Source organism: Variovorax sp. GW821-FHT09B05, from assembly GCF_059418265.1.
In genome coordinates, this window is sequence record NZ_JBWKPN010000014.1 from 183,384 (window position 1) to 208,186 (window position 24,803).

The following is a 24,803-nucleotide window of genomic DNA, read 5'->3' on the forward strand; positions in this document are numbered from 1 at the left end:
CCGCTATTGTGTCAGCCGGTTTTCGCTCGCGGCGAAGCCGACGAAGAATTCGTTGCCCTCGGGCGCCTCGCCCGCCAGCGCGCGCCGCTCGTAGCCGATGGCCGCGCCGTGGCGCCGGCACAGCTCGCGGCACAGGAACAGGCCGAGCCCGCTCGAGCGGCTCTCCGACGAGAAGAAGGGTTCGAACAGGTGGCGCTGCACGGCCGGTTCGAGCGGTGCGCCGTCGCTCCAGACCTGCAGGGTCGGCCGGCCCGGGCTGCCCGCGCGCTGCAGCGTGGTCACGACCTGGATCGCGCCCTCGCGCAGGCTCGCGTAGCGCGCCGCGTTGTCGAGCAGGTTCACCAGCAGGCGGCGCAGGTGCTCGACGTCGAAGCGCACCTCCACGCCCGGCGCGTCGAGCACCACGGTCACGCCCTTGCGCTGGGTCTGGCGCATCCATTCCTCGGTCAGGGCCTGCACCGTGGGGTCGAGCACCACCTGCTCGCCGAGCGACAGCACGCGCTGCTGGCGCGCGCGCGAGACGTCGAGCACGTCGTCCACGATGCGCGCCAGGCGCTGCGCGTTGTGCTGCACCATGTGCGTGAGCTGGCGGTGCGCGGGATCGGTCAGGTCCTCGTTGAGCAGCGCGCTGGCCTGCGTGATGGCGGCCAGCGGGTTGCGGATCTCGTGCGCGACCGCGGCCGACATGCGGCCCATGGCGGCCAGTTTCTCGGTGCGGATGCGGGCCTCGAGCTCGCGCAGGTCCTGCAGGAACATCACGCACAGGCTGCCCATGCGCTGGTCGCTCGAGGGCGTGAGGCGGGTGCGCACGCGCACCTCGCGCGCTGCGCCGCGCGCCTGCGCGACCGGGATCTCCTCGGACTGCGGTTCGCGGCGCGCATAGGTCTGGCGCGCCAGCGCGGCCAGCGCATGCCAGGCCGGCTGGGCATGCAGCGGAAAGGGCAGCCGCAACTGGCCCAGGCCCTGGCCCAGGATCGCGTCGGCCGCCGGGTTGGCCGCATGCACCAGGCCCTCGGCATCGATCACCAGCACGCCTTCGCTCAGCGTCTCGATCACCAGGTCGTTGACCTGCGCCTGCATCTGCGCGCTGCTGCGGTTGTGCTGCGACACGGCTTCTTCGCGCGCCAGCCGGCGCGCGAGCTCGTGCGCCAGCAGCGCCACCACGAACAGCCCGGTGCCCGTGAGTGCCGCCTGCACGAAGCGCGCGGGCGAGTCGCCGGGCTGCTGCACCCAGTGCCAGGCGGCATCGGCCAGCAGCAGCAGCGTGACGGTGGCAGTGGTGCCCATGCTCACCATCACCGTGCCGAGCACCGCGCTCATGAGCACCGGCAGCGCGAACAGCGGCGTGTAGTTGATGTTGCCGCCCTGCGTGACCTGCAGCGCCGCGAAGACCGCGAGGTCGACGCCGGTGCTCAGCATCCAGGTGGCGCCGAAGCCGCGCATCGGCGGCTCGAAATGCACGTAGCGCGCACCCAGCGCCGCCGCCGCGAGGTAGCTGGCCGACAGCACCACCGCCACCGGCTGCATGGTCTGGCCGAGCGCGAAGCTCACGCCCTGCAGCAGCACCAGCACCAGCGCGACGAAGCAGCGCGCGCCCATGAAACCGCGCCACAGCCGCAGCAGCGCGGCGCTCTCGCGCGCGCCGGGCTCCAGCACGTCCCAGTCGGTGACCGGTTCGCCGCTGGCCCAGAGGGAGGAGCTGCTGCCCATCGCTGCGACGAAGCCGGCTCGGCGCCGTTCAGGCGCGCTCGGCGACCTGCCGGTGCGCGGCGCTGCAGAAGGCGGTGCCGTCGGCGCCGCGCACCGCGTCGCTCGCGGGCAGGTGCAGGCCGCAATGCGCGCAGCGCACCATCGCCTGCGGCGCGCCCACAGCGGGCGGCGCGGCGGGACGCGGCGTGCGGGCGGCGCGCTCCTGCATTTCTTCGCGGCGATTCTTGCGCCAGAGCCAGATCGCGACCCAGACCACCGCGAGGACGAGAAGGTATTTCATGAGGTGTCTTCAGGCCGGCGGACGCGCCAGCACCACTTCGAGCACGAAGCGCGAGCCCACGTAGGCCAGCAGCAGCAGCGCCGAGCCCGCGTAGAGCACGCGCCGCGCCGTGCGCCCACGCCAGCCGAAGCGCGCGCGGCCGATCAGCAGCACCGCGAAGCTGATCCAGGCCAGCACCGAGAAGGCCGACTTGTGGTCCCACTTCCAGGCCCGGCCCGCGGCGCCGTAGAGTTGTTCGCTGAACAGCAGCCCGGCCAGCAGCGTGGCCGACAGCAGCACGAAGCCGGCCGTCACGAAGCGGAAGGTGAGGCGTTCGAGCGTCAGCAGTGGCACGCCGCCCTGCGGTTCGGTGGCCAGGCGGATCTGCTTCTCGGCGCGGGTCGTGAGCCAGGCGTGCACCACCGCGGCGGCGAACAGGCCGTAGGAGGCGATGCCCAGCGCCAGGTGCAGCGGCAGCCAGGGCGAGGCCGACACATGCAGCGGCGTGCCGGGAAAGAGGATCGCGAGCAGCACCGCCGCCGCGCCGAGCCAGGCCAGCGCGCGGCGCACCTGCAGCTGCGGGTACATGCGGCTTTCGACCGCGTAGACGGTGAGCACCAGCCAGGCCGTGACCGACAGGGCGGGCGCGAAGCCGAAGCGGGGTTCGTGGCCGACCAGGCCATGGCCGAGCACCGCGGCATGCAGCAGCCAGGCCAGGCCGAGCGCCCACTGGGTGGCCTGCCGGCTCAGCCGGGCGCCTGCGGCGGCGGCAAAACCGTAGGCGGCCGCGGCGGCGATGCCCAGCGCCACGCCGAGTGGGGAGGGGATCGCTAAAATCATCGATCGGAGTTTAGCCGCTCACCCTTGCATTTCCGGGTGCCGCGCGCCAGCTTCCCTCCTACCCGTCTCCCGCGACTTCTCCCATCCGTCCCGCCGCAGCGGGGCAGCAAGCAAGGCATCCCCTCCATGGCCAGCGCTCTCACCGAAAAATTCTCCCGCCTCGTCAAGACGATGAGCGGCCAGGCGCGCATCACCGAAAGCAACGTGCAGGACATGCTGCGCGAAGTGCGCATGGCGCTGCTCGAAGCCGACGTGGCGCTGCCCGTGGTGCGCGACTTCGTCGCCCGCGTGAAGGAAAAGGCGCTCGGCCAGGAAGTGCTGGGCTCGCTCAAGCCGGGCCAGGCGCTGGTGGGCATCGTCAACCGCGAACTCGCCGCCACCATGGGCGAGGGCGTCTCGGACATCAACCTCGCGGCCCAGCCGCCGGCGGTGATCCTCATGGCGGGCCTGCAGGGCGCCGGCAAGACCACCACCACCGCCAAGCTCGCCAAGCACCTGATCGAGAAGCGCAAGAAGAAGGTGCTCACGGTCTCGGGCGACGTCTACCGGCCCGCCGCCATCGAGCAGCTCAAGACCGTCACGAAGCAGGCCGGCGCCGAATGGTTCCCGAGCACGCCCGACCAGAAGCCGCTGGACATCGCGCGCGCCGCGCTCGACCACGCCAAGCGCCACTTCTTCGACGTGCTGCTGGTCGATACGGCCGGCCGGCTCGCGATCGACGAGGTGCTGATGGCCGAGATCCAGCAACTGCACGGCGCGCTGAACCCGGTCGAGACCCTGTTCGTGGTCGACGCCATGCAGGGCCAGGACGCGATCAACACGGCGCGCGCCTTCAAGGAGGCGCTGCCGCTCACCGGCATCATCCTGACCAAGACCGACGGCGATTCGCGCGGCGGCGCGGCGCTGTCGGTGCGCCAGGTCACGGGCGTGCCGATCAAGTTCGCGGGCGTGAGCGAGAAGATCGACGGCCTCGAGGTGTTCGATGCCGAGCGCCATGCGGGCCGCATCCTGGGCATGGGCGACATCGTCGCGCTGGTCGAGCAGGTCACGGCCGGCGTCGACGTGGCGGCGGCGCAGAAGCTCGCGGCCAAGGTCAAGAGCGGCGCGGGCTTCGACCTCAACGACTTCCTCGGCCAGCTGCAGCAGATGAAGCAGATGGGCGGCCTCTCGAGCCTGATGGACAAGCTGCCCACGCAGATGGCCGCCAAGGCCAGCGAGGCCGACATGACGCGCGCCGAGCGCGACATCCGCCGCAAGGAAGGGATCATCCAGAGCATGACGCCGCTCGAGCGCCGCAAGCCCGAGCTGCTCAAGGCCACGCGCAAGCGCCGCATCGCGGCCGGCGCGGGCGTGCAGGTTCAGGAAGTGAACCGCCTGCTCAACGAGTTCGAGCAGATGCAGGGGATGATGAAGAAGATGAAGGGCGGCGGCCTGATGAAGATGATGAAGAAGATGGGCGGCATGAAGGGCATGGGCGGGATGGGGGGGCCCGGCGGGCCGAAGCTGCCGTTCTGAGCCGCGTACATATATAGAGAGATGGACGAAGCCCGCCGGGGATGACCCGGCGGGCTTCGTCGCTTTCAGGTCTGCACCTCATAGACCGTCGCATGCGCCTCGATCGGCGTCGGCAGCTCCCAGCGGTGCAGCATGCGCTCGATGCCCGCGTTCGACAGCGTCGTGTCGCGCTCGCGGTTGCGGCGCATCAGCTCGGCATGCGGCACCTCGAGGTACACCAGCTCGATCCGGGCGTGGTAGGCCCACAGCAGGTCCAGCGTCTTGGTGCGCATCTGCTGGCTCAGGTGGGTGGCGTTCCAGACGAAGTGTTCCTGCCTGCGCAGCAGCGCCTTCGCCTGGTCGACCGCGTGGTGCGCGGCGAGCCCGTCGTTCTCGCCGTGCTTCAGGCCCAGCCCGGCGCGCGCATCGTCGAAGGACACGACCGGCCACCCCTTGCGCTGCTGCGACACCCAGTGGTTCTTGCCGCTCGCGGGCAGGCCGCACATCACCGTCACGCGCGAGCCCGGGTTCTGGAACAGCGGGTAGTCGGGGCTGGTGTCGGCGCCGCGGAAGTAGGCCAGGCGCGTGTGGGCGTCGACCATCCGTCGCGGGCCGTCCCAGCAGCCTTCCTCCTGCGCGAGCTGCTCGAACAGCGCGATGTCGGCCAGGCTGTCGGAGCGCTTCTCGTAATGGCGCCCCAGCATGTCGCAGCGCGCGACGCAGCAGAGGTCGGGCAGGCTCAGTTCCCACGACAGCCGATGCACCAGCCGCTCGGGCCGCTCGCCCTTGCGCGAGGCGAAGGCATGGAACGGCAACTGATGCACCGCGACGATCCGGCACACGGCCTCGCGCAGCGCGAACGGCACGCGCGCCTTCCACATCAGCACGCGCACGTCGACCGCGCCGCGGCGCGAATGGCCGGGCTGGCCGATGCGGCCGCTGGCCTCGTCGATCACCGTGGTGTCGGGCTTGGCGATGTCGTGCAGCAGGCAGGCCATGAACAGCACGAAGCGGCCGTCGGCATCGGCGCGCCGGTAGTGCTCGTCCTGCAGCAGTGCATCGAGCACCATGCGCGTGTGGAGGCCGACGTTGCCCTCGGCGTGGTAGTACGGATCCTGCGGCGTCTCCTCGAGGCGCAGCAGGCCCGGCAGCAGTTCGCAGCAGCGCGCCCACTCGGCGCCTGCTCCGGGCGCGGGCACCAGCGTGCGAAGTTCGTCGAAAGTCATCGCGGCCTCCCGGTGGTCGTGAGTTCGGCGGGATCGCGCAGCGTGCGCAGTCCCAGGTCGTGCCAGCCGAGCGGCGGCACCGGTGCATGGAGGTCCGCGCCCGGCGCCAGCCGGTTGGGCAGCAGCGGCCGGCGGCTGTGGTGCGAGCCCGAGTCGAGGATGGTCTGGACGAAGTCCGGGCGCACCCACTTGTAGCGGCCCGTCACCTGGCCGTCCGACTCGGACTTGAGGTAGAGGCCCTCCGCGAGGTCCGACAGGTCGGTCTGCTGCCGCGCCAGCGCGAGCGGCTGGCCTTCGTCGGCCACGGCCTGTTCGAAGGCCGAGCGCCAGTCGGTGCTGCGCGCGAGCGAGGGCCGCACGAGCGAACGCAGGGCCTTCGGCTGGCGCGGCATCGCGCCCTCGTAGAGCACGGGCACCGACAGCACCGGGCCGCCCGCGAGCAGCGCCTGCCGCGCCGGCGTCGAGAGAAAACGCTGCGCCTGGCGGTCGTAGAGGTCGAACTCCAGGAAGAAGGCCGGCAGCCGGTCGTACCAGCAACTGTGCTTGGCGAAGCACCATTCGCCGTACATCACGTAGCGGTCCTCGAGCCGTTCGAGCAGCGCCGCCTCGTGCGTGGCGGCCCAGTGCTTGAACAGGTTGAACTGGCGCTCGCCGGCACCGCCCGCGAGGTAGTGGCCGCGCGACTGCAGCAGCAGTTCGCCGGCCGCGCTGAACGACACGGCGGCGTTCGCGCCATCGAGCTTTTCCTCGATGACCACGTGCAGTCCGTGCAGCGCCGCCAATGGCGTCTGGCCGTCGTCGCTGTCGCCGGGCTGCAGCCGCGAGCCTTCGAGGTGCGCGGTCCGCGGGTACTTCAGCAGCGGCAGCGACGAGAGGGAAGAAGAAAGGGGAAACACGTTTGTTCTCCGGATGGAAACCAGGAAGAACCGACAACGTGCGGGAGCGAAGCTGAGAGGGATCGGGAGCGACTTCGACGGCCGCTGTTTCCAGCGAAGGGCCGTGTCCGGTCAGCGGATGCGCAGCTTGGCGCCCGACATGACCAGTGAAGTGGTGTTGTCGGCGTCAGAGGGTGATGACGGCGAATCGGGGCACTTGGCGCTCCAGGGGATCGAGAGGATCCGTGGGTGGAAAAAAAGGAAGGCGCGATTCTAGGCGCGCCATGAAAAAAGCCGGCCCCTCGGGGCCGGCTTCGTGCGAGGCGTGTGGCGTGCGCGCGTCAGGCCGTGGCCAGCGCCGCGGGACGCGAGAGGCGCAGCGCATGCATCCAGGCGCGGCGCAGCACGGCCGGCGAACGCGATTCCTCGGGGATCAGCAGGAAGCCACGGTCGCGCAGCGTGGTGCCCAGCGCGATCTGGCTGGTCAGCACGGTCAGCGGGATCGCCAGCAGCAGCGGCAGGCCGACCGGCATGAGCCACATCAGGGCGCTCGGGTCGATCATCGCGACGCCGACGGCCAGCAGTGCGATCACCAGCGTCATGGGGGCCAGCTGCGAGGCAGCGACCTTCCACGGCACGGCGGCGGCTTCGCGCGGGGGCGACTTCCAGTCGAGCTTGATGCCGGTGAGGGCGACCAGCACGAACAGCGAGTGGGCCAGCATGCGCACCGGTGCCTGCACGATCGCGAGACCGCTTTCCATCACCGAGCTCTTGATCAGGCCCCACAGGCCGCCGAACTGGCGTTGCTCGCCGCGCATCAGCACGGCAACGATGCCGAGCACGCGGGGCAGGAACAGCAGGCACAGGGTCCAGATCCAGAGGCCGGCGAGTTCGGCCGGCAGCACGCTCCAGCTCGAGATCAGGCTGGAACCGCTGAGCCACAGCGCGGTGCCCAGCGTCAGGAACGCGAGCCACAGCGGGGCGGAAACGTAGGCCATGGTGCCGGTCACGAACATCGCGCGGTGCACCGAGTGGATGCCGGGCTCGGCCATCAGGCGGGCGTTCTGCAGGTTGCCCTGGCACCAGCGGCGGTCGCGCTGCAGCTCGGCCAGCAGGTCCGGCGGTTGCTGTTCGTAGCTGCCGACCAGGTCGGACACCAGCCACACGTTGTAGCCGGCACGGCGCATCAGCGCGGCTTCGACGAAGTCGTGCGACATGATGCCGCCCGACATGCCGCCGGTGCCCTTGATCGGAGCCAGCGCGCAGTGCTTCATGAAGGGCTCGACGCGGATGATCGCGTTGTGGCCCCAGTAGTGCGATTCGCCCAGTTGCCAGAACTGCATGCCCAGCGTGAACAGGCGGCCCGTCACGCGGGAAGCGAATTGTTGGGCGCGGGCATGCAGCGTCACGTGGCCGATGGCCTGGGTAGCGGTCTGGATGATGCCGGCGCTCGGGTTGGCTTCCATCAGCTTGACCATCGAGGTCAGGCAGTCGCCGCTCATCACGGAGTCGGCGTCGAGCACGACCATGTAGCGGTAGTCCTTGCCCCAGCGGCGGCAGAAGTCGGCCACGTTGCCGGCCTTGCGGTGCGTGCGGCGGGTGCGCAGGCGGTAGTAGACCTCGACCTGCGGCTGGTTCGGGCTGTCGGCCAGCGCGGCGCGCAGGTCTTCCCAGGCGGCGCGCTCGGCGGCGGCGGTCTCGGGGTTGTAGCTGTCGGACAGCACGAACACGTCGAACTGCTTGGCGTGGCCGGTGGCCGCGACCGATTCGCAGGTGGCGCGCAGGCCAGCGAACACGGTGGCCACGTCCTCGTTGCAGATCGGCATGATGATCGCGGTGCGGGCCTCGGGGTTCATCGGGTGGTTGGCCACCTGCTTGACCGAGAGCGCGTGCTTGTCGCCGCGCACCGAGACGTAGAAGCCCATGAGGGCGGTCACGAAACCGGTCACGACCCAGCCCGAGAGCAGGCCGTAGAGGCCGATCTGGCCGTATTCGAGCCAGACGTTGTCGTAGTCGGGCTGCACGCCCGCGAACAGCGTGGAAGCGACCACGGTGCTCAGCACGGTCAGCAGCATGAAGGCCAGGCGGCGCTGCGAGGCGGCGCGCTGCCACGGCTGCCTGGCTTCGGCCGGGGCGCTTTCGCGCTTGCCGCCGGCACCCAGGCGGACCAGCAGGGCGGTGCCGATGCTGTTCCAGAAGCCGCGCCAGGGGCGGGGCGTCATCGAGCCGCGGTTGACCGGGGGCGCGGTGACGGCGTTGGGATGGCGTTCCTCACGCACCGGGCTGCGGCGCGAGAAGTCGGAATCGGCCAGGACATTGAGTTGGGAGAAGTCGTTCGGCTTCATGGTGTTTACCAACGTTGCTTGTCGAGGGAGGAGGAGGTGTCGCCAATGGCCGGAAAGCGCTTGAAGACGCAATCCGTCGCGACGCCGCCGGCGCTGGCGAGCGCGGCTGGCGAATGGCCCGCGGCACGGGGCCGCGAGGCGGAAAACTGCTTTTGACGCAGGCCGTCGCGCTGCGGACGCAGTGCGAAAGATGGGCTGTTGAATGCTGTCATGCCACTACAGGGGCAAACCCTGTGCCAGCATGGAAAAGTGCTTTGGAATCAAGCACTTGGGCCGCTTCGGCCGGAATTTCCGGGGGCCGGAGGGCGAAAAGGGCCTCAAAACCCCCGTTTTTGTCGCCGAATCCCGACAAGCTCACCGGCCTGCCGAAAAACACCCATATGAATCAACGACTTAGGGGCGTCGCTCGTCAGCGACACCCTCGCCGCCGGGAGCGACAGCATCGGCCTTGAAGTGGCCCGGCGTGAGCTCGTGCTTCTGCAGCAGGCGGTAGAACTCGGTGCGGTTGCGGTCGGCCAGGCGGGCCGCGTCGGCGACGTTGCCGTCGGTCAGTTTCAGCAGGCCGACCAGGTATTCGCGCTCGAAACGCTGCTTGGCCTCGGCATAGGTCTGGACCTCCACCGTCGGCACCCGCAGCGCGCGCTGCACCAGCGCCAGCGGGATCAGCGGCGAGCTCGACAGCGCGCAAACCTGCTCGACCACGTTGTAGAGCTGGCGCACGTTGCCGGGCCAGGCCGCGGTGGTCAGCGCCTTCAGCGCCTCGGGCGCGAAGCCCGACAGCCGCTTGCCGTACTTGGTCGAGAGCTTCTGCAGGAAGTGGTTGGCCAGCAGCGGGATGTCCTCGCGGCGCGCCGACAGCGGCGGCAGCGTGAGAGTGACTACGTTGAGCCGGTAATAGAGGTCTTCGCGGAACTGGCCGGCTTCCATCGCGGCATCGAGGTCGCGGTGGGTGGCCGAGATGATGCGCACGTCGACCTCGATCGACTGGCTGGCGCCCAGCGGGCGCACCGCGCGCTCCTGCAGCACGCGCAGCAGCTTGACCTGCAGCGCGGGCGGCATGTCGCCGATCTCGTCGAGCAGCAGGGTGCCGCCGTCGGCCTGCTGGAACAGGCCCTTGTGGTTGGCGTGGGCGTCGGTGAAGGCGCCCTTCATGTGGCCGAACAGCTCGGACTCGAGCAGGGCCTCGGGGATGGCGCCGCAGTTGACCGCCACGAAGGGCTTGTCGGCGCGCGCGCTGGCCTTGTGGATGGCGCGCGCCAGCATTTCCTTGCCGGCGCCCGAGTCGCCGCGCAGCAGCACCGAGGCGTCGGACTTGGCGACCATGCGCGCCTCGGCCAGCAGCTCGGCCATGCGGTTGCTGCGGCTCACGATGTCGACGCGCCAACTGTCGTCGCCGGTCTTGCTCGGCACCGTGGCCGGCGCGCCCAGCGCGAGCGCCTGGGCGATCTTGTCGAGCAGTTCGCGCCCGTCGTAGGGCTTGGTCAGGTAGGTGAAGACGCCGCGCGCGGTGGCTTCCACCGCGTCGGGGATGGTGCCGTGCGCGGTCAGCAGGATCACCGGCAGCGAGGGATGGCGCTTGCGGATCTCGTCGAACAGCGCCAGGCCGTCGCGCCCGGGCAGGCGCACGTCGCTGAGCACCAGCTGCGGATGCTCGATCTCCAGCTGCGTGAGCGCCGTCTCGGCCGAGGTCACGGCCGTGACCTGGTAGCCCGCCGAGCTCAGCCGCATCGACAGCAGCCGCAGCATGTCCGGATCGTCGTCGACGACCAGCAGGCGGGCGCCCGAAGTACTCATGGGGTGGACCTGCTTCCGTTGGGTGCCGAGGCCGGTGCCGCGGGCGTGTTGGGCCGCGCGAAGCTGCGCTCGATGGCGCGCAGCGCTTCGATGCGGTCGTTGAGCTGGTCGATGCGGCGCTGGCTGTCGCGCAGCTGCTGCACCTGCTTGTCGCGGTCGTCCTCGACGCGGCGCTGCTCGATGTAGCGCGCGGCCAGCGCGCGCGCCAGCGGCTGCAGCGGCTGGGCCTCGGGCGCGGGATTGGCGATCACGCGCTGCAGCAGGCCCAGCGCGCGCGCCAGGTCGGCCGGCACGCGGGTCTGCGACAGCAGGATCGCGAGGTGCATCTGCGCCGTGGGCGCGTCGCCGGGGTCGCCCAGGCGCTGGATCTCGGCGCTCAGTTCGGCGCCGCTGAGCGGGCGCATCTTGTCGGCGTAGGCCAGCACGGCGGCCACCGGGCCCTGGGTCATCAGCGTGAACAGCGAGGCCGGCTGGGTGGCCGGCGCCTTCGGCTCGGCCTCGACCGGCATCACGCGCGGCAGCACCGGCGGCGGCGGCAGCGCATCGGCTTCCGCGGGCGGCTTGGGCGGCGCGCTGCAGGCGGCCAGCAGCAGGAGCCACGGCGCGGCCAGCGCAGCCAGTGCGCGGGTGGCGGTGGAGGGGCGTACGGACGAAAAAGACATGGACGAAGAAGGACGACGCGGGGCGTTGGCGATGGCTACGGGGATGTGGGGGCGCCGGGAAGCTCAGGCCGTGCGCGGCAGCTCGATGCGGAAACGCGCGCCGGGCCCCTCGGGCAGCAGGGCGATGCGGCCCCCATGGGCTGCAATGTACTCCTGCACGATGGAAAGTCCGATGCCCGTGCCCTTGACCGCATGCTCCGGTTGGCGTTCGCCGCGGTAGAAGGGCTCGAAGATGCGGTCGCGGTCGCCCTCGGCGATGCCCGGGCCGGCGTCGTTGACGTCGATGCGCACCGCCTCGGGCGTGCCCGAGACCACGAGGGTGATGGTGCCGCCGCGCGCCGAGAAGCGGATCGCGTTCGACAGCAGGTTGGCGATCGCGGTGCCGAGCTTGGTGCGGTCGACCGTGAGCGCGATGCGCTCGCCCTCGGCGCGCACCGTGAGGCCGTGGGCTTGCCACTGCAGCCGCTGCGACTCGATCTGCTCCTCGATCAGCGGCAGCAGCTCGGTGCGCTCGCGGCGCAGCTCGCGCGCCTCGAAGGCGGCCGCGTTGAAGCGCAGCAGGGCCTCGATCTGGCCCTGCAGCGCCACCGTGTTCTGGTTCAGGATCTGCGCCACCTCGAGCTGTGCCGGGTTCAGCGCGCCGGTCACGCCGTCCTCCAGCAGCGACACGCCCTCGCGCAGCGCCGCCAGCGGCGTCTTCAGTTCGTGCGAGACGTGGCGCAGGAAGCGCGCCTTGTCGGCGTCGAGCTCGGTCAGCCGCAGCCGCAGCCATTCGAGCTGCTGCGACACGCGCCGCACGTCGGCCGGGCCGCGGATGTCGATCGGCTCGTCGAGCCGGTTCTGGCCCAGGCCGACGATGGCGTGCTCGAGCCGCTTGAACGGCCGCGCCAGCCAGATGCCGAAGGCCAGCGCCAGCGACACCGCGAGCACGCTGGCCGCGACCACCTCGCGCATCAGCCGGCGGCGCGCGTTCTCGATGCGCTTGGCCAGCGCGTCGTTCTGCATCTCGATCAGGAACTGGGCCTGCTGCGCGATGTTGGTGTTGAGCGCATCGAGGTCGCGGAACTGCATCGCCATCGTGCTCTCGCGCTGCAGCGCGCTGTCGGCGTTGCCGCTCATCAGGCCCTCGATCACGCCGAGCTGGGTGCGCCAGGCCTCGGTGCTGGCGGGCGCCAGGCCGTTCTTCTCGAGCCGCTCGAGCACGCCGTGGGCCTCGCGCGCGGCATCGTCGAAGCGGCGCCGCAGCACCGAGTCGTTGAGCACCAGCGACTGGCGCCCGGCACGCTCCATCGCCGCGCTGCGCTCGGCCAGCGACTGGGCCGCGCCCGACAGCCGCAGCGCGCGCGCCGCGGCGTCGCGGCTTTGCGTCATCAAGGTGTCGTACTGCAGCACCGAGCGCAGCGCCACGCCCACCAGCAGCGCGGTGATCAGCAGGAAGGCGAACAGCAGGAGCTGCTGGAACGAGCCCCGTATCGATCGCTTCGCCATCAGGCGAGCGCCCCGGCGGCGGACGCGCTCTCGCGCGTGGGCACTTCGCCGCGCAGCGTGTAGGCCAGCGAGCGCGTGATGCGCAGGTCGGTCATCCGGCCCACGAGCCGTGCGTCGCCCTCGAAGTTGACGACCCGGTTGCAGGCCGTGCGGCCCATGAGTTCGCTCGCGTCGCGGCGCGAGGCGCCTTCCACCAGCACGCGCTGGGTGCTGCCCACCAGCGCCTCGCCGAAGCGCTTCACGTTGCCGTCGATCACGGCCTGCAGCTTCTGCAGCCGCGCCAGCTTGACCTCGTGCGGCGTGTCGTCGTGCAGTGCGGCGGCCGGCGTGCCGGGGCGCGGGCTGAAGATGAAGCTGAAGCTGGCGTCGAACTGGCAGTCGTCGATCAGCTTCATCATCTTGTCGAAGTCGGCCTCGGTCTCGCCGGGGAAGCCGACGATGAAGTCGCTCGACAGCGCGAGCTCGGGCCGGATCGCGCGCAGCTTGCGCACCGTGCTCTTGTATTCCATGGCGGTGTAGCCGCGCTTCATCGCCATCAGGATGCGGTCGCTGCCGTGCTGCACCGGCAGGTGCAGGTGGCTCACGAGCTGCGGCACCTTGGCATAGGCCTCGATCAGCCGCGGCGTGAATTCGTTCGGGTGGCTGGTGGTGTAGCGGATGCGCTCGATGCCCGGGATCTCGGCCACGTACTCGATCAGCAGCGCGAAGTCGGCGATCTCGGCCGTGTCGCCCATGCGGCCGCGGTAGGCATTGACGTTCTGGCCCAGCAGCGTGACCTCGCGCACGCCCTGGTCGGCCAGGCCGGCGATCTCGACCAGCACGTCGTCGAGCGGCCGGTTGACTTCCTCGCCGCGCGTGTAGGGCACCACGCAGTAGCTGCAGTACTTGGAGCAGCCTTCCATGATCGACACGAAGGCGGTGGCGCCTTCCACGCGCGCGGGCGGCAGGTGGTCGAACTTCTCGATCTCGGGAAAGCTGATGTCCACCTGCGGGCGGTCGAGCCGCTCGCGCTCGGCCAGCATCTCGGGCAGCCGGTGCAGGGTCTGCGGGCCGAACACGATGTCGACGTAGGGCGCGCGCGCGATGATGGCGTTGCCCTCCTGGCTGGCCACGCAGCCGCCGACGCCGATCTTCACGCCGCGCGCCTTCAGGTGCTTGACGCGGCCCAGGTCGGAGAACACTTTTTCCTGCGCCTTCTCGCGCACCGAGCAGGTGTTGAACAGGATCAGGTCGGCCTCGTCGACGTTCTGCGTCGGCTCGTAGCCCTGCGCGGCATGGAGCACGTCGGCCATCTTGTCCGAGTCGTACTCGTTCATCTGGCAGCCGAAGGTTTTGATGAAGACTTTCTTGGCGGTCATGGGGAGCTCTTCTATATGTATGAGTGGCCCCTCGTCTTGCGGAGGGGCCGGGCGGACACGGGGCTTTCGTGGCGAAAGCGGCGGGGCGTGTCCGCGAAAGGAATGCCGGTGCGGCCGGTGGCCGCTGGCGAGATACCTACTGCGTGTTGACCGTGTCGTTCTGCACGAAGGGCCAGATGTTGAGGAAGGGCTTGTTCAGCGATTCGCGGCTGGCGGTGGCTTCGTCGGGCGTGAGGATCCAGACCTCGCGCAGCATGCCGGCGGCATCGCGCGTGTAGTTGACCAGCAGGTTCTGGCCCGTGATCGCGCCGCTCATCACCAGCATGTTCTGGCCGCTGCGGATGCGCGCGCCGGGCGCGAGCCGGTCGGCGCGGCCGTCGAGCATCACGTCGTTGCCGTCGATCACGCGGAACTTGCCGCGCAGGGTGCCGACCGGAAAATTGCGCCCGCCGACCAGCGATTCGTTCTGGGTCTGCGGCCGGGGCACCGCGTCCTGCGCGCTGGCCTGGAGCGGGAAGAAGCTGGAAGTGGCTGCCAGCGTTGCGCAGGCTGCTATGAAATGAAGAGCGTTCGTGGGTGTCTTGCAGCGGTTCATGGGGTTCATCCAGAGGCTGTGGAGCGGGGATTCTAGCGAGCGGGGTGCCTGTCCATCGGTGCTTATCCCGACCGTTTTTACCGGGCGCGGCGCCCTGGCCTTTACTTTTCTTTACGGTGCGGATGGACACTCGGAACCCCCCGCGATCCAATAGCCGCTGTCAGCCCAAAGTGCACAAAAACCCATGAAGAAGAACGCAGTCATCGCCCTCGTGGGCGTGTCGATCGTCGCCGCCGCGGGATGGTGGTGGAGCGGCTCGGGCGAGCGCGCCGCGGCGAAGAGCGCCAAGGGGCCGGCCGCCGCGCCGACCGCGCTGGTCACGCTCGCCACCGCCGTGCGCCAGGACGTGCCGGTCACGGTGCAGGTCAACGGCAGCGTGGTCTCGCTCAACAGCGTGGACCTGCGACCGCAGGTGACCAACACGGTCGACGTGGTGCACGTGAAGGAAGGCCAGTTCGTGAAGCAGGGGCAACTGCTCTTCACGCTCGACGACCGCAACGACCAGGCCAACCTGGCGCGCGCCCAGGCCCAGCAGAAGCGCGACGAGGCCACGCTGGCCGACCTCGAGCGCCAGTACAAGCGCAGCCAGGAATTGCTGGCGCAGAACTTCATCTCCAAGAGCGCGACCGATGCCACGCTGTCGCAGCTCGAGGCGCAGCGCGCGGCGGTCGCGGCCGACCGCGCCGCGGTGCAGTCGGCCCAGGTGGCGCTGAGCTACACCAAGCTGCATGCGCCGATCGCGGGCCGCATCGGCGCCGTCAACATCTACCCGGGCACGCTGGTGCAGCCCACGCTGTCGCTGGTCACGGTCACGCAGCTCGACCCGATCGCCGTGAGCTTCCCCGTGCCCGAGGCCAACCTGCAGGACCTGCTGGCCGCCGCGCGCACGCGCTCGCGCGTCGAGGCCGTGGTCACGGGCCGCAAGGACACGCTGCAGGGCACGCTCAACTTCGTCGACAACACGGTCGATCCGCAAATCGGCACCGTGCGCGCCAAGGCCGTGTTCGACAACGCCGACCAGAGCCTGTGGCCCGGCCAGTTCGTCGGCACCCGCATCACGGTGCGCACGCTCGAGGGCGTCACGGTGGTGCCCGCGGCGGCGCTGATGATGCTGCCCGAGGGCACCTCGCTCTACGTGGTCGACAAGGAACGCAACGCGAGCCGCCGCAAGGTGAAGACGCTGCACACCTTCGGCACCAAGGTCGCGGTCAGCGGCGTCGAGCCCGGCGAGCAGGTCGTGATCGAGGGCAGCCAGAACGTGCGGCCCAACGGCAAGGTGCGCATCGACGACAAGCCGCGCGGCGACACGCCCGCGACCCCGGCCGCGCCTGGCGGCACCACGGGCGTGACGCCCGGCAGCGCGGCGTCGTCCGATGGCGTCGACATCCGCTCGACGCAGCGGGAACGCGCATGAACATCTCCGAGCTGTGCATCCGCCGTCCCGCGATGACGGTGCTGCTGTCAGCGGCCGTCGTGGTGGTGGGCATCTTCGCCTACTTCAGCATCCCGGTCGCGGCGCTGCCCAGCTACAACACGCCCGTCATCAACGTCAATGCGCAGCTGCCGGGCGCCAGTCCCGACACCATGGCGAGTTCGGTCGCGCTGCCGCTCGAGAAGCAGTTCTCGACCATCCCGGGCCTGCAGACCATCAGCTCGGTCAACACCCAGGGCGTGACCTCGCTCACGCTCGAGTTCGTCAGCAGCCGCGACATCGACGCCGCCGCGGTCGACGTGCAGGCCGCGCTCCTGCGCGCGCAGCGCCAGCTGCCGCAGGAGCTCACGCAGCTGCCCTCGTACCGCAAGGTCAACCCGGCCGATGCGCCGGTGCTGTTCATCGCGCTGATCTCGCCGTCGATGAACCCCTCGGAGCTCAACGACTACGCCGAGAACCTGATCTCGCCCACGCTCTCGACCATCGACGGCGTGGCGCAGGTGGGCGTGTACGGCCGCAAGGCCTTCGCGGTGCGCATCAAGGCCAATGCCGACCTGCTCAACGCGCGCAACATCACGCTCGACGAGCTCGCGCGCGCGGTCAACTCGGCCAACGCCAACACGCCGGTCGGCGTGCTCGACGGCCCGCGCCAGACGCTCACCATCCAGGCCAACCAGCAGCTCACGCGCGCGGCCGACTTCGCCAAGCTGATCGTCGGCCAGCGCAACGGCGCGCCGGTGCGGCTCGACGAGGTCGCGACCATCGAGGACAGTTTCGAGTCGGTCAAGACCGCCAGCAGCTTCAACGGCCAGAGCTCGATCTCGCTGGCCGTGCAGCGCCAGCCCAATGCCAACACGGTGCAGGTGGTCGACGCGGTGCGCGCGCTGATCCCGCGCTTCAAGGCCGAGCTGCCGCAGTCGGTCGAGATCCAGATGGTCAACGACCGCTCGCTGTCGATCCGCGAGGCGGTGCACGACGTGCAGCTCACCCTGCTGGGCACCATCGCGCTGGTGGTGCTGGTGATCTTCCTGTTCCTGCACCGGCTGGTCGCCACGCTGATCCCGGCCGCCACCATCCCGATCTCGCTGATCGGTGCGGTGGCGCTGCTCTATGCCTTCGGCTACAGCCTCGACAACGTCTCGCTCTTGGGCATCACGCTGGCCGTGGGCCTGGTGGTGGACGACGCGATCGTGGTGCTCGAGAACATCATGCGCTACGTCGAGAAGGGCATGGACCCGCTGGCGGCCTCGCTGCGCGGCGCGCGCGAGGTGGGCTTCACCATCGTCTCGATCTCGATCTCGCTGGTGGCGGTGTTCATCCCGATCTTCTTCATGCCGGGCGTGATCGGCCTCTTGTTCCACGAGTTCGCGGTGGTGGTGGCGCTGGCGGTGCTGGTGTCGGCGATCGTCTCGCTGACCCTGGTGCCGATGCTCGCGAGCCGGCTGCTCAAGCAGGTGCCGCGGCCCGAGGGCGGCGCGCGCCACGACCATGAAGAGGAGCATCCCGAGCCCGGCACCGCGATCGGCCGCGCCTTCGAGCGCGGCTACCGCTGGGTGCACGGCAGCTACATGCGCACGCTCGACTGGACCCTGGCGCACCGCGGGCTGATGCTGCTGATGGCCGGCGCCACCTTCGTGGTCACGGCCTGGCTGTTCATCACGATCCCCAAGGGCTTCTTCCCCGAGGAGGACATCGGCCAGATCCAGATCACGACCGAGGCCGCCGAGGACATCTCCTTCACCGCCATGAAGGCGCTGCAGGACCGCGTGTCCGACGCGCTGATGGCCGACCCCAGCGTCGACTACGTGAGCTCCTTCGTCGGCGTGGGCGGCCCCACCGCCACGCAGAACTCGGGCCGGCTGTTCGCGGTGCTCAAGGCGCGCGGCGAGCGGCCGAAGATGCCCAAGGTGCTCGAGTCGCTGCGCCAGCGCTTTCGCGAGATTCCCGGCATCGCCGTCTACATGCAGCCGGTGCAGAACCTGCGCCTGGGCGGGCGCCAGAGCAAGGCGCGCTTCCAGTACACGCTGCAGAGCGTGAACGCCGGCGAGATGGTGCCCTGGGCCACGCGGCTGATGGAACGCATGCGCGCCGACCCCGACTTCCGCGACGTCACCAGCGACTCGCAGAACCGCGGCCTGCAGGCCACGCTGAAGATCGACCGCGACAAGGCCGGCGTGCTCGGCGTGGCCGTGGGCGACCTGCGCACCGCGCTCTACAACGCCTACGGCGACCGCCAGATCGGCAGCATCTACGCGGCCAGCAACACCTACCAGGTGATCCTCTCGGCGTCCGACAACGACCGGCAGTTCGAGGACGACGTCTCGCGCCTGTCGGTGCGCAGCACCACCGGCCGGCTGGTGCCGCTGTCGGCCTTCTCGAGCATCGAGCGCACCGTGGGCCCGACCTCGGTCAACCACCAGGGCCAGCTGCAGGCGGTGACGGTGTCGTTCAACCTCGGGCCCGACGTCCCGCTGGGCAATGCCACCGCCAAGATCGACCGCTTCAAGGACGAGCTCAAGATGCCGCAGTCGATCATCACCACCTACGGGGGCGATGCCGCGGTGTTCCAGAGCTCGCAGTCCAGCCAGGCCGTGCTGCTGGTGCTCGCGGTGCTGGTCATCTACGTGCTGCTCGGCGTGCTCTACGAGAGCTACATCCATCCGATCACCATCCTCGCGGGCCTGCCCTCGGCGGCGGTGGGTGCGCTGATCTCGCTGAAGATCTTCGGCTTCGACCTCACGCTGATCGCGACCATCGGCATCCTGCTCTTGATCGGCATCGTGAAGAAGAACGCGATCATGATGATCGACTTCGCGCTCGACGCGCAGCGCACCGAGGGCCTGCAGCCGGTGGAGGCGATCCGCGAGGCCTGCCGGCTGCGCTTCCGCCCGATCCTGATGACCACGCTGGCCGCGCTGATGGGCGCGCTGCCGCTCGCGCTGGGCCTGGGCGCCGGCGCCGAGCTGCGCCAGCCGCTGGGCGTGGCGGTGGTGGGCGGGTTGATCTTCTCGCAGGTGATCACGCTCTACATCACGCCCGCGATCTACCTCGCGCTCGACCGCTACAGCGGCAGCGGGCCGATGGTCGACCTGCCGAAGGAAGCGCAGGCCGAGGTCTCGCACGCCTGAGCGAGCGCGTCGGGCTCAGGCGCGCCCGCGCCCCTGCCGCGCCGACGCGGGATCGAGGAACAGCTGGCGGAAGTAGTCGCGCAGCGCCGTCATCGCGGGCGAGAACTCCACGCCCTGTTTCCAGCCGAGTCCGATGTTCATGGTGGGGATCGGGTCGCGCAGGTTGATGGTCTCGATGCGCTTGCCCTCGAGCGACCACGGGCGGTAGACCATGTCCGACAGCACCGTCACGCCGCCGCCGTTGGCGACCGTGCTGCGCACCGCCTCCACCGAGCTGGTGCGCAGCCGCACCTTGGGCTGGTGCGGCGTGCGGCCCCAGTACTTGAGCGCGGTGGCCGCGGCCTCGTCGACCGTGAGCATGATGTAGGGCTCGGCCGCCACGTCGGCCAGCGTGACCTCGGCCTTGTCGAGCAGCGGATGCTTGGCCGGCACCCACAGCCGGCGCTGCGAGCCGAAAAAGGTCTCGAGCGAGAGCTCGCGCAGCACCACGTTCGAGGTCAGCACCACGCCGAGGTCGTAGCGCCGCGTGATCAGCCCTTCCTCGATCGCCTCGCGCGCCACCTCGTGCACCTTCAGCGTGACCTGCGGATGCAGCTGCTCGAAGCGCTGCAGGTGGTGCGGCAGGAAGTAGCCCAGCACCGTGTAGCTCGCGGCGATGGTCAGCTCGCCCTGCACGGCGGCGTCCTCGTGCGGCATGCGCTGCGCCTCGTCGGCCGCGGCCAGCACCGCATAGGCATGGCTCAGGAAGCGGCGGCCGCCCTTGGTCAGTTCCACGCCGTGCGGATGGCGCTCGAACAGCTGCTGGCCCAGCATCTCCTCGAGCTCGCGGATCGCGGTGGTCACGGCCGACTGCGAGATGTTGAGCTGCAGCGCCGCGTGCGAGATGCGGCCCGCCTCGGCCACCGCCGAGAAGTACTTGAGCTGGCGAAGGGTCAGGGACATGGCGGGGCTTCGGGGAGTGGATCGGTATCGGCAACGCGGGGCAGCCGGTGCATGGGTTGGTGAAAACCCGATACCGCGCGATCGAATGGCTCCAGCGTAGCAAGGCATGCGCCGCAACGCAGCATCTGTTTTTCAGATACCGAGTGCGCGGAAAACAATGCTTTTCAGTCTTTGGACCGCTCACTAATCTTCGGACCGTCCCGCCGCGCCGCGCCTTGGCGGCCACGGGACGCACAACGAACAAAGGCTGTCACACGTGAAGAAGAAGCGGATCGATCTGAACTCCGACATGGGCGAGGGCTTCGGCCCCTGGACCATCGGCGATGGCGTCGACGCGGAACTGATGCCGCTGATCAGTTCGGCCAACATCGCCACCGGCTTCCATGCCGGCGATCCGAACATCATGCGGCGCATGGTCGCGCTGGCGCGCGAGCACGGCGTGGGCATCGGGGCGCACCCGGGCTTTCGCGACCTCGTGGGCTTCGGCCGGCGCCACATCCAGGCGCCGGCCGAGGAACTGGTCAACGACATGGTCTACCAGCTCGGCGCGCTGCGCGAGTTCGCGCGGCTCGAGGGGCTGGCGCTGCAGCACATCAAGCCGCATGGCGCGCTCTACATGCATGCGGCGCGCGACGAGGCGCTGTCGCGCACGCTGGTCGAGGCGCTGCAGCGCATCGAGCCCGGCCTGCGCCTGTTCTGCATGGAGTCCTCGGTCACCTGCCGCGTGGCGCGCGAGCTGGGCCAGCCGGTGGTGCGCGAGTTCTATGCCGACCGCGACTATGACCTGAGCGGCTCCATCGTCTTCACGCGCCGCGTCGGCGCGCTCGACCCCGAGGCGGTCGCGGCCAAGGTGCTGCGCGCCTGCACCGAGGGCACGGTGCGCACGGTCGAGGGCGAGGACCTGGCCATCGGCTTCGACTCGGTCTGCATCCACAGCGACACGCCCGGTGCGCTCGCGCTGGTGCAGGCCACGCGGCGCGCGCTGGCCGCGCATGGCATCGAGGTTGCAGGGCTCGCCGCGCAGGGCTGATCCCCTCTTTCCCTTCCCCGTTTTCCGTTCCGTCCCCAGGAGTGCATCCCATGTCCGCTACCCATGAAGTCCTGAGCCCGCTGCCGGGCACCTTCTACCGCCGCTCGGCGCCCGATGCGCCGCCGTTCAAGTCCGAGGGCGACACGGTGGCCGTGGGCGACGTGCTGGGCCTGGTCGAGGTGATGAAGCAGTTCAGTGAAGTCACGGCCGACGCGGCCGGTCGCCTGCTGCGCTTCGCGGTCGAGAACGCCGAGCCGGTCGATCCGGGCCAGCCGCTGGCCGTGATCGAGACCGCCTGAGGAAGACGACGCGATGACCGCCGCATTCGACAAGCTGCTGATCGCCAACCGCGGAGAGATCGCGGTGCGCGTGATCCGCGCCGCGCAGGAGCTGGGCCTGAAGACCGTCGCCGTCCACAGCGACGCCGACGCCCAGAGCCTGGCCGTGCAGATGGCCGACGAGGCCGTGCGCATCGGCCCGGCCCATGCCAGCAAGAGCTACCTGAGCGCCGATGCCATCCTGCAGGCCGCGGCCCACAGCGGCGCGGGCGCCGTGCATCCGGGCTACGGCTTCCTCTCGGAGAACGCCGACTTCGCGGCGCGCGTCGAGGCCGCGGGCCTGGTGTTCGTGGGCCCGACGCCGCATGCGATCCGCACCATGGGCGACAAGGCGGCCGCGCGCGCCGCCGCCATGAAGGCCGGCGTGCCCACCGTGCCCGGCAGCGCCGGCGTGGTGAGCGATGCCGGCGTGGCGGTCGAGCTCGCGCGCGACATCGGCTACCCGATCATGATCAAGGCCTCGGCCGGCGGTGGCGGGCGCGGCATCCGCGTGGCCCACGACGAGGCCGAACTGCGCCAGCAGTTCGCCACCGCCACCGCCGAGGCGCAGGCCGCCTTCGGCAACGGCGAGGTCTACCTCGAGCGCTTCATCCGCAAGGCGCGCCACATCGAGGTGCAGGTCCTCGGCGACGGCCAGCGCGTGGTGCACTGCTTCGAGCGCGAATGCTCGCTGCAGCGCCGGCGCCAGAAGGTGTGGGAAGAGGCGCCCTCGGCCGCCATCGATGCCGCCACGCGCGCCGCGCTGTGCGAATCGGCGCTGCGCCTCGCGAGCGCCGTGGCCTACCGCGGCGCGGGCACGCTCGAATACCTCTACGACGACGACACGCGTGAGTTCTTCTTCATCGAGATGAACACCCGCATCCAGGTCGAGCATCCGATCACCGAGATGGTCACCGGCATCGACCTCGTGAAGGAGATGCTGCGCATCGCGCTGGGCCAGCCGCTGCGCCTGAAGCAGGAGGACATCCGGCTCGCCGGCGCCGCCATCGAGGTGCGCATCAACGCCGAGAACGCCGCGAAGAACTTCATGCCGAGCCCGGGCCTGGTGACGCGGCTCGCGGTGCCGGGCGGGCCCGGCGTGCGCTTCGACACCCTGATGTTCGCGGGCTGCAACGTGCCGGCCTACTACGACTCGCTGCTCGGCAAGCTGATCGTGCACGACAGCGACCGCGCCGCCGCGCTCGCGCGCATGCGCCGTGCGCTCGGCGAGCTGCGCGTGGAGGGCATCCACACCACCATCCCGCTGCACCGCGCGCTGTGCGACGACGCCGAGGTCGCGGCCGCGGCCTTCCACACCGGCTTCCTCGAGCAGTGGCTTGCGGCGCATCCGCTGGCCGAGCCGGCCGCTCCCGTTCCTGCTTCCATGGCCGAGAAGGTGCCCGCATGACCGCCGCCGCCATCCTCCCGGCCCAGGCCCGCTACAGCTTCGGCGGCGACGAGCACCTGTTCGTCGAGATCAGCGAATCGATGTCGCTGCCCGCCTTCTTCAAGGGCATGGCGATCTGCAACGAGCTGCGCCGCCGCGTGCAGGCCGGCGAGATCGCGGGCGTCACCGAGATCTGCCCGGCCAACGCGGCCTACCTGGTGCGCTTCGATCCCGACCTGATCGCGCCCGACGCGCTGCAGGCCGTGCTCGAGGGGATCGAGTCCGGCATCGGCGAGGCCGACCTGCGGCTTCAGACCCGCATCGTCGAGATTCCCGTGCTCTACAACGACCCGTGGACGCACGAGACCCTGATGCGCTTCCGCGAGCGCCACCAGGACCCGGCCAGCACCGACATCGAATACGCCGCGCGCATCAATGGCCTCGATTCCGTCGAGGCCTTCATCGCCGCGCATTCGGGCGCGCCGTGGTTCGTCTCCATGGTGGGCTTCGTGGCCGGGCTGCCCTTCCTGTTCCAGATGGTCGAGCGCGAGCGCCAGCTCGAGGTGCCCAAGTACCTGAGCCCGCGCACCGACACGCCGCGGCTCACCCTGGGCCATGGCGGCTGCTTCAGCTGCATCTACTCGGTGCGCGGGGCCGGCGGCTACCAGATGTTCGGCGTCACGCCGGCGCCGATCTTCGATCCGGCCCAGCGCCTGCCCTACCTCAAGGAGCTGATGGTGTTCTTCCGCCCCGGCGACATCGTCAAGTGGAAGCCGATCGACCGCGCCGAGTACGACCGCCAGGTGGCGCAGGTGGAGGCCGGCGACTACACCTTGCGCATCGCGCCGGTGTCGTTCTCGCTGCAGGAATTCCTGGCCGATCCCGACGGCTACAACCAACAGCTGCTGAAGGTGCTCCATGGCGATTGAAGTGCTCAAGCCCGGCCTCGCGACCAGCGTGCAGGACGCGGGCCGTCCCGGCTACTACCACCTGGGCATCCCGCTGTCGGGCGCGCTCGACCAGCAGGGCCTGGTGCTGGCCAACCTGCTGGTGGGCAACGACGAGGGCGCGGCCGTGATCGAGAGCACCCTGCTCGGGCCCGAGCTGCGCTTCGATGCGCCCGCCGTGGTGGCGGTGACGGGCGCGCAGGCCAAGGTCAAGCTCAACGGCGCCGAGAGGCCGCGCAACGAAGCCTTCGCGGTGCAGGCCGGCGACGTGCTCGGCTTCGACTTCATGCTGCTGGGCGCGCGCATGTGCATCGCGGTGGCCGGCGGCATCGACGTGCCGCTGGTGCTCGGCAGCCGCTCGACCTACGGCCTCGGCGCCTTCGGCGGCTTCGAGGGCCGCAAGCTGCTGGCCGGCGACCGGCTGCCCGTGGGCACGCCCTCGGCGCGCGCACGGCCCGGGCGTGGCGTGGCGGCCGAGCTGCTGCCGGTGCTCGCCAAGGAGGTGACGCTGCGCGTGCTGCCCGGCATCTACTTCCACCGGCTGCAGCAGGACTCGGTGCGCAGCTTCTTCGCCGACACCTGGAGCGTGGGCTCGGAGGCCGATCGCATCGGCTACCGCTACAAGAACGGCACGCCGCTGAAGTTCATCGAGCGCACGCCGCCCTTCGGCGCGGGCGCCGATCCGTCGAACATCGTCGATGCCGGCTATCCCTATGGCTCGATCCAGGTGCCGGGCGGGCGCGAGCCGATCATCCTGCACCGCGACGCGGTCTCGGGCGGCGGCTACGCGATGGTCGGCACGGTGATCAGCGCCGACATGGACCTGATCGCCCAGATGCAGCCCAACCACAAGGCGCGCTTCGTCGCGGTCGACATGGCGCAGGCGCTGGCCGCGCGCGCCGAGCGACGACGGCGCATCGAGCGCCTGCGCGCCGCGCTCGCCGACTGAGCGCCCGGGCGGCAAGGCCGCCCAC

The 24,803-nt window shown here is 70.1% G+C and carries 21 protein-coding genes; 8 read left to right on the forward strand and 13 right to left on the reverse strand.

All coding sequences use genetic code 11. The features are described 5' to 3' along the window. Positions 1-3 precede the first annotated feature (3 nt). The 3 genes from AC07RM_RS30720 to AC07RM_RS30730 are packed head-to-tail and all read right to left on the reverse strand — an operon-like array spanning position 4 to position 2,809. Entirely contained in the window at positions 4-1,710 is a 1,707-nt protein-coding gene (locus AC07RM_RS30720; protein ID WP_495336916.1) for a two-component system sensor histidine kinase NtrB, read from the reverse strand. A 28-nt stretch (positions 1,711-1,738) separates the two neighbouring features. Next, positions 1,739-1,990 carry a PP0621 family protein gene (locus tag AC07RM_RS30725; protein ID WP_057591133.1) on the reverse strand — a complete coding sequence of 84 codons (252 nt, stop codon included), beginning with the start codon at positions 1,988-1,990 and terminating at the stop codon, positions 1,739-1,741. Positions 1,991-1,999: 9 nt separating this feature from the next. Next, positions 2,000-2,809 carry a cytochrome C assembly family protein gene (locus tag AC07RM_RS30730; protein WP_093353466.1) on the reverse strand — a complete coding sequence of 270 codons (810 nt, stop codon included), beginning with the start codon at positions 2,807-2,809 and terminating at the stop codon, positions 2,000-2,002. Positions 2,810-2,935: 126 nt separating this feature from the next. Here AC07RM_RS30730 and ffh point away from each other — a divergent pair, with 126 nt between their 5' ends. Then, the gene (gene ffh, locus AC07RM_RS30735; RefSeq protein WP_208508242.1) at positions 2,936-4,324 is read left to right on the forward strand and encodes a signal recognition particle protein; all 1,389 of its coding nucleotides are present in this window, start codon (positions 2,936-2,938) and stop codon (positions 4,322-4,324) included. A 65-nt stretch (positions 4,325-4,389) separates the two neighbouring features. Here ffh and AC07RM_RS30740 read toward each other — a convergent pair whose 3' ends face one another. The 9 genes from AC07RM_RS30740 to AC07RM_RS30780 all read right to left on the reverse strand — a co-directional run bounded on the left by AC07RM_RS30740 (position 4,390) and on the right by AC07RM_RS30780 (position 14,646). Continuing rightward, positions 4,390-5,529, reverse strand: coding sequence for an AAA family ATPase (locus AC07RM_RS30740; protein ID WP_495336917.1), 1,140 nt, complete (start codon positions 5,527-5,529; stop codon positions 4,390-4,392). Then, positions 5,526-6,425 carry an RNA ligase family protein gene (locus tag AC07RM_RS30745; RefSeq protein ID WP_495336918.1) on the reverse strand — a complete coding sequence of 300 codons (900 nt, stop codon included), beginning with the start codon at positions 6,423-6,425 and terminating at the stop codon, positions 5,526-5,528. The genes AC07RM_RS30740 and AC07RM_RS30745 overlap by 4 nt, the downstream gene beginning before the upstream one ends. 320 nt (positions 6,426-6,745) lie before the next feature. Beyond that, complete coding sequence (mdoH, locus tag AC07RM_RS30750) at positions 6,746-8,749, reverse strand: glucans biosynthesis glucosyltransferase MdoH (protein WP_495336919.1); 2,004 nt, start codon at positions 8,747-8,749, stop codon at positions 6,746-6,748. A 5-nt stretch (positions 8,750-8,754) separates the two neighbouring features. Beyond that, entirely contained in the window at positions 8,755-8,961 is a 207-nt protein-coding gene (locus AC07RM_RS30755; RefSeq protein WP_057591126.1) for a hypothetical protein, read from the reverse strand. 181 nt (positions 8,962-9,142) lie between these two features. Continuing rightward, positions 9,143-10,543 (reverse strand): sigma 54-interacting transcriptional regulator, encoded by a 1,401-nt coding sequence (locus tag AC07RM_RS30760; RefSeq protein WP_093353476.1) that lies wholly within the window; start codon positions 10,541-10,543, stop codon positions 9,143-9,145. After that, entirely contained in the window at positions 10,540-11,205 is a 666-nt protein-coding gene (locus AC07RM_RS30765; RefSeq protein ID WP_296780767.1) for a hypothetical protein, read from the reverse strand. Before AC07RM_RS30765 ends, AC07RM_RS30760 begins: the two co-directional genes overlap by 4 nt. Before the next feature lie 63 nt (positions 11,206-11,268). Then, positions 11,269-12,693 (reverse strand): sensor histidine kinase, encoded by a 1,425-nt coding sequence (locus AC07RM_RS30770; RefSeq protein WP_093353484.1) that lies wholly within the window; start codon positions 12,691-12,693, stop codon positions 11,269-11,271. Next, a complete protein-coding gene (gene miaB / locus AC07RM_RS30775; RefSeq protein ID WP_495322027.1) occupies positions 12,693-14,051 on the reverse strand; it encodes a tRNA (N6-isopentenyl adenosine(37)-C2)-methylthiotransferase MiaB in 1,359 nt (452 codons plus the stop codon). Before miaB ends, AC07RM_RS30770 begins: the two co-directional genes overlap by 1 nt. A 136-nt stretch (positions 14,052-14,187) precedes the next feature. Further along, positions 14,188-14,646, reverse strand: coding sequence for a hypothetical protein (locus AC07RM_RS30780; RefSeq protein WP_093353702.1), 459 nt, complete (start codon positions 14,644-14,646; stop codon positions 14,188-14,190). A gap of 184 nt (positions 14,647-14,830) precedes the next feature. On the opposite strand from AC07RM_RS30780, the gene AC07RM_RS30785 reads away from it, so the two are divergent. Beyond that, on the forward strand, positions 14,831-16,060 hold the full coding sequence (locus tag AC07RM_RS30785) for an efflux RND transporter periplasmic adaptor subunit (RefSeq protein ID WP_495336920.1): 1,230 nt from the start codon (positions 14,831-14,833) through the stop codon (positions 16,058-16,060). Next, positions 16,057-19,206 (forward strand): efflux RND transporter permease subunit, encoded by a 3,150-nt coding sequence (locus tag AC07RM_RS30790; RefSeq protein ID WP_495336921.1) that lies wholly within the window; start codon positions 16,057-16,059, stop codon positions 19,204-19,206. The genes AC07RM_RS30785 and AC07RM_RS30790 overlap by 4 nt, the downstream gene beginning before the upstream one ends. A gap of 15 nt (positions 19,207-19,221) precedes the next feature. Here the strand turns inward: AC07RM_RS30790 and AC07RM_RS30795 are convergent, their stop codons facing one another. Further along, positions 19,222-20,148: a LysR family transcriptional regulator gene (locus tag AC07RM_RS30795; RefSeq protein WP_057591119.1), complete on the reverse strand. Its 927-nt coding sequence runs from the start codon at positions 20,146-20,148 to the stop codon at positions 19,222-19,224. Between the two features lie 256 nt (positions 20,149-20,404). Between AC07RM_RS30795 and AC07RM_RS30800 the strand changes: the two genes are divergently transcribed. Genes AC07RM_RS30800 through AC07RM_RS30820 form a run of 5 tightly spaced genes read left to right on the forward strand, consistent with a single transcriptional unit; the run spans position 20,405 to position 24,778 of the window. Continuing rightward, positions 20,405-21,178, forward strand: coding sequence for a 5-oxoprolinase subunit PxpA (locus AC07RM_RS30800; RefSeq protein WP_057591118.1), 774 nt, complete (start codon positions 20,405-20,407; stop codon positions 21,176-21,178). Positions 21,179-21,228: 50 nt separating this feature from the next. Continuing rightward, positions 21,229-21,477 (forward strand): acetyl-CoA carboxylase, encoded by a 249-nt coding sequence (locus AC07RM_RS30805; RefSeq protein WP_057591117.1) that lies wholly within the window; start codon positions 21,229-21,231, stop codon positions 21,475-21,477. Between the two features lie 13 nt (positions 21,478-21,490). Then, positions 21,491-22,903 (forward strand): acetyl-CoA carboxylase biotin carboxylase subunit, encoded by a 1,413-nt coding sequence (locus AC07RM_RS30810; RefSeq protein WP_495336922.1) that lies wholly within the window; start codon positions 21,491-21,493, stop codon positions 22,901-22,903. Further along, positions 22,900-23,811 (forward strand): 5-oxoprolinase subunit B family protein, encoded by a 912-nt coding sequence (locus tag AC07RM_RS30815; RefSeq protein WP_495336923.1) that lies wholly within the window; start codon positions 22,900-22,902, stop codon positions 23,809-23,811. Before AC07RM_RS30810 ends, AC07RM_RS30815 begins: the two co-directional genes overlap by 4 nt. Beyond that, a complete protein-coding gene (locus AC07RM_RS30820; RefSeq protein ID WP_057591114.1) occupies positions 23,801-24,778 on the forward strand; it encodes a 5-oxoprolinase subunit C family protein in 978 nt (325 codons plus the stop codon). Before AC07RM_RS30815 ends, AC07RM_RS30820 begins: the two co-directional genes overlap by 11 nt. Positions 24,779-24,803: the final 25 nt, after the last annotated feature.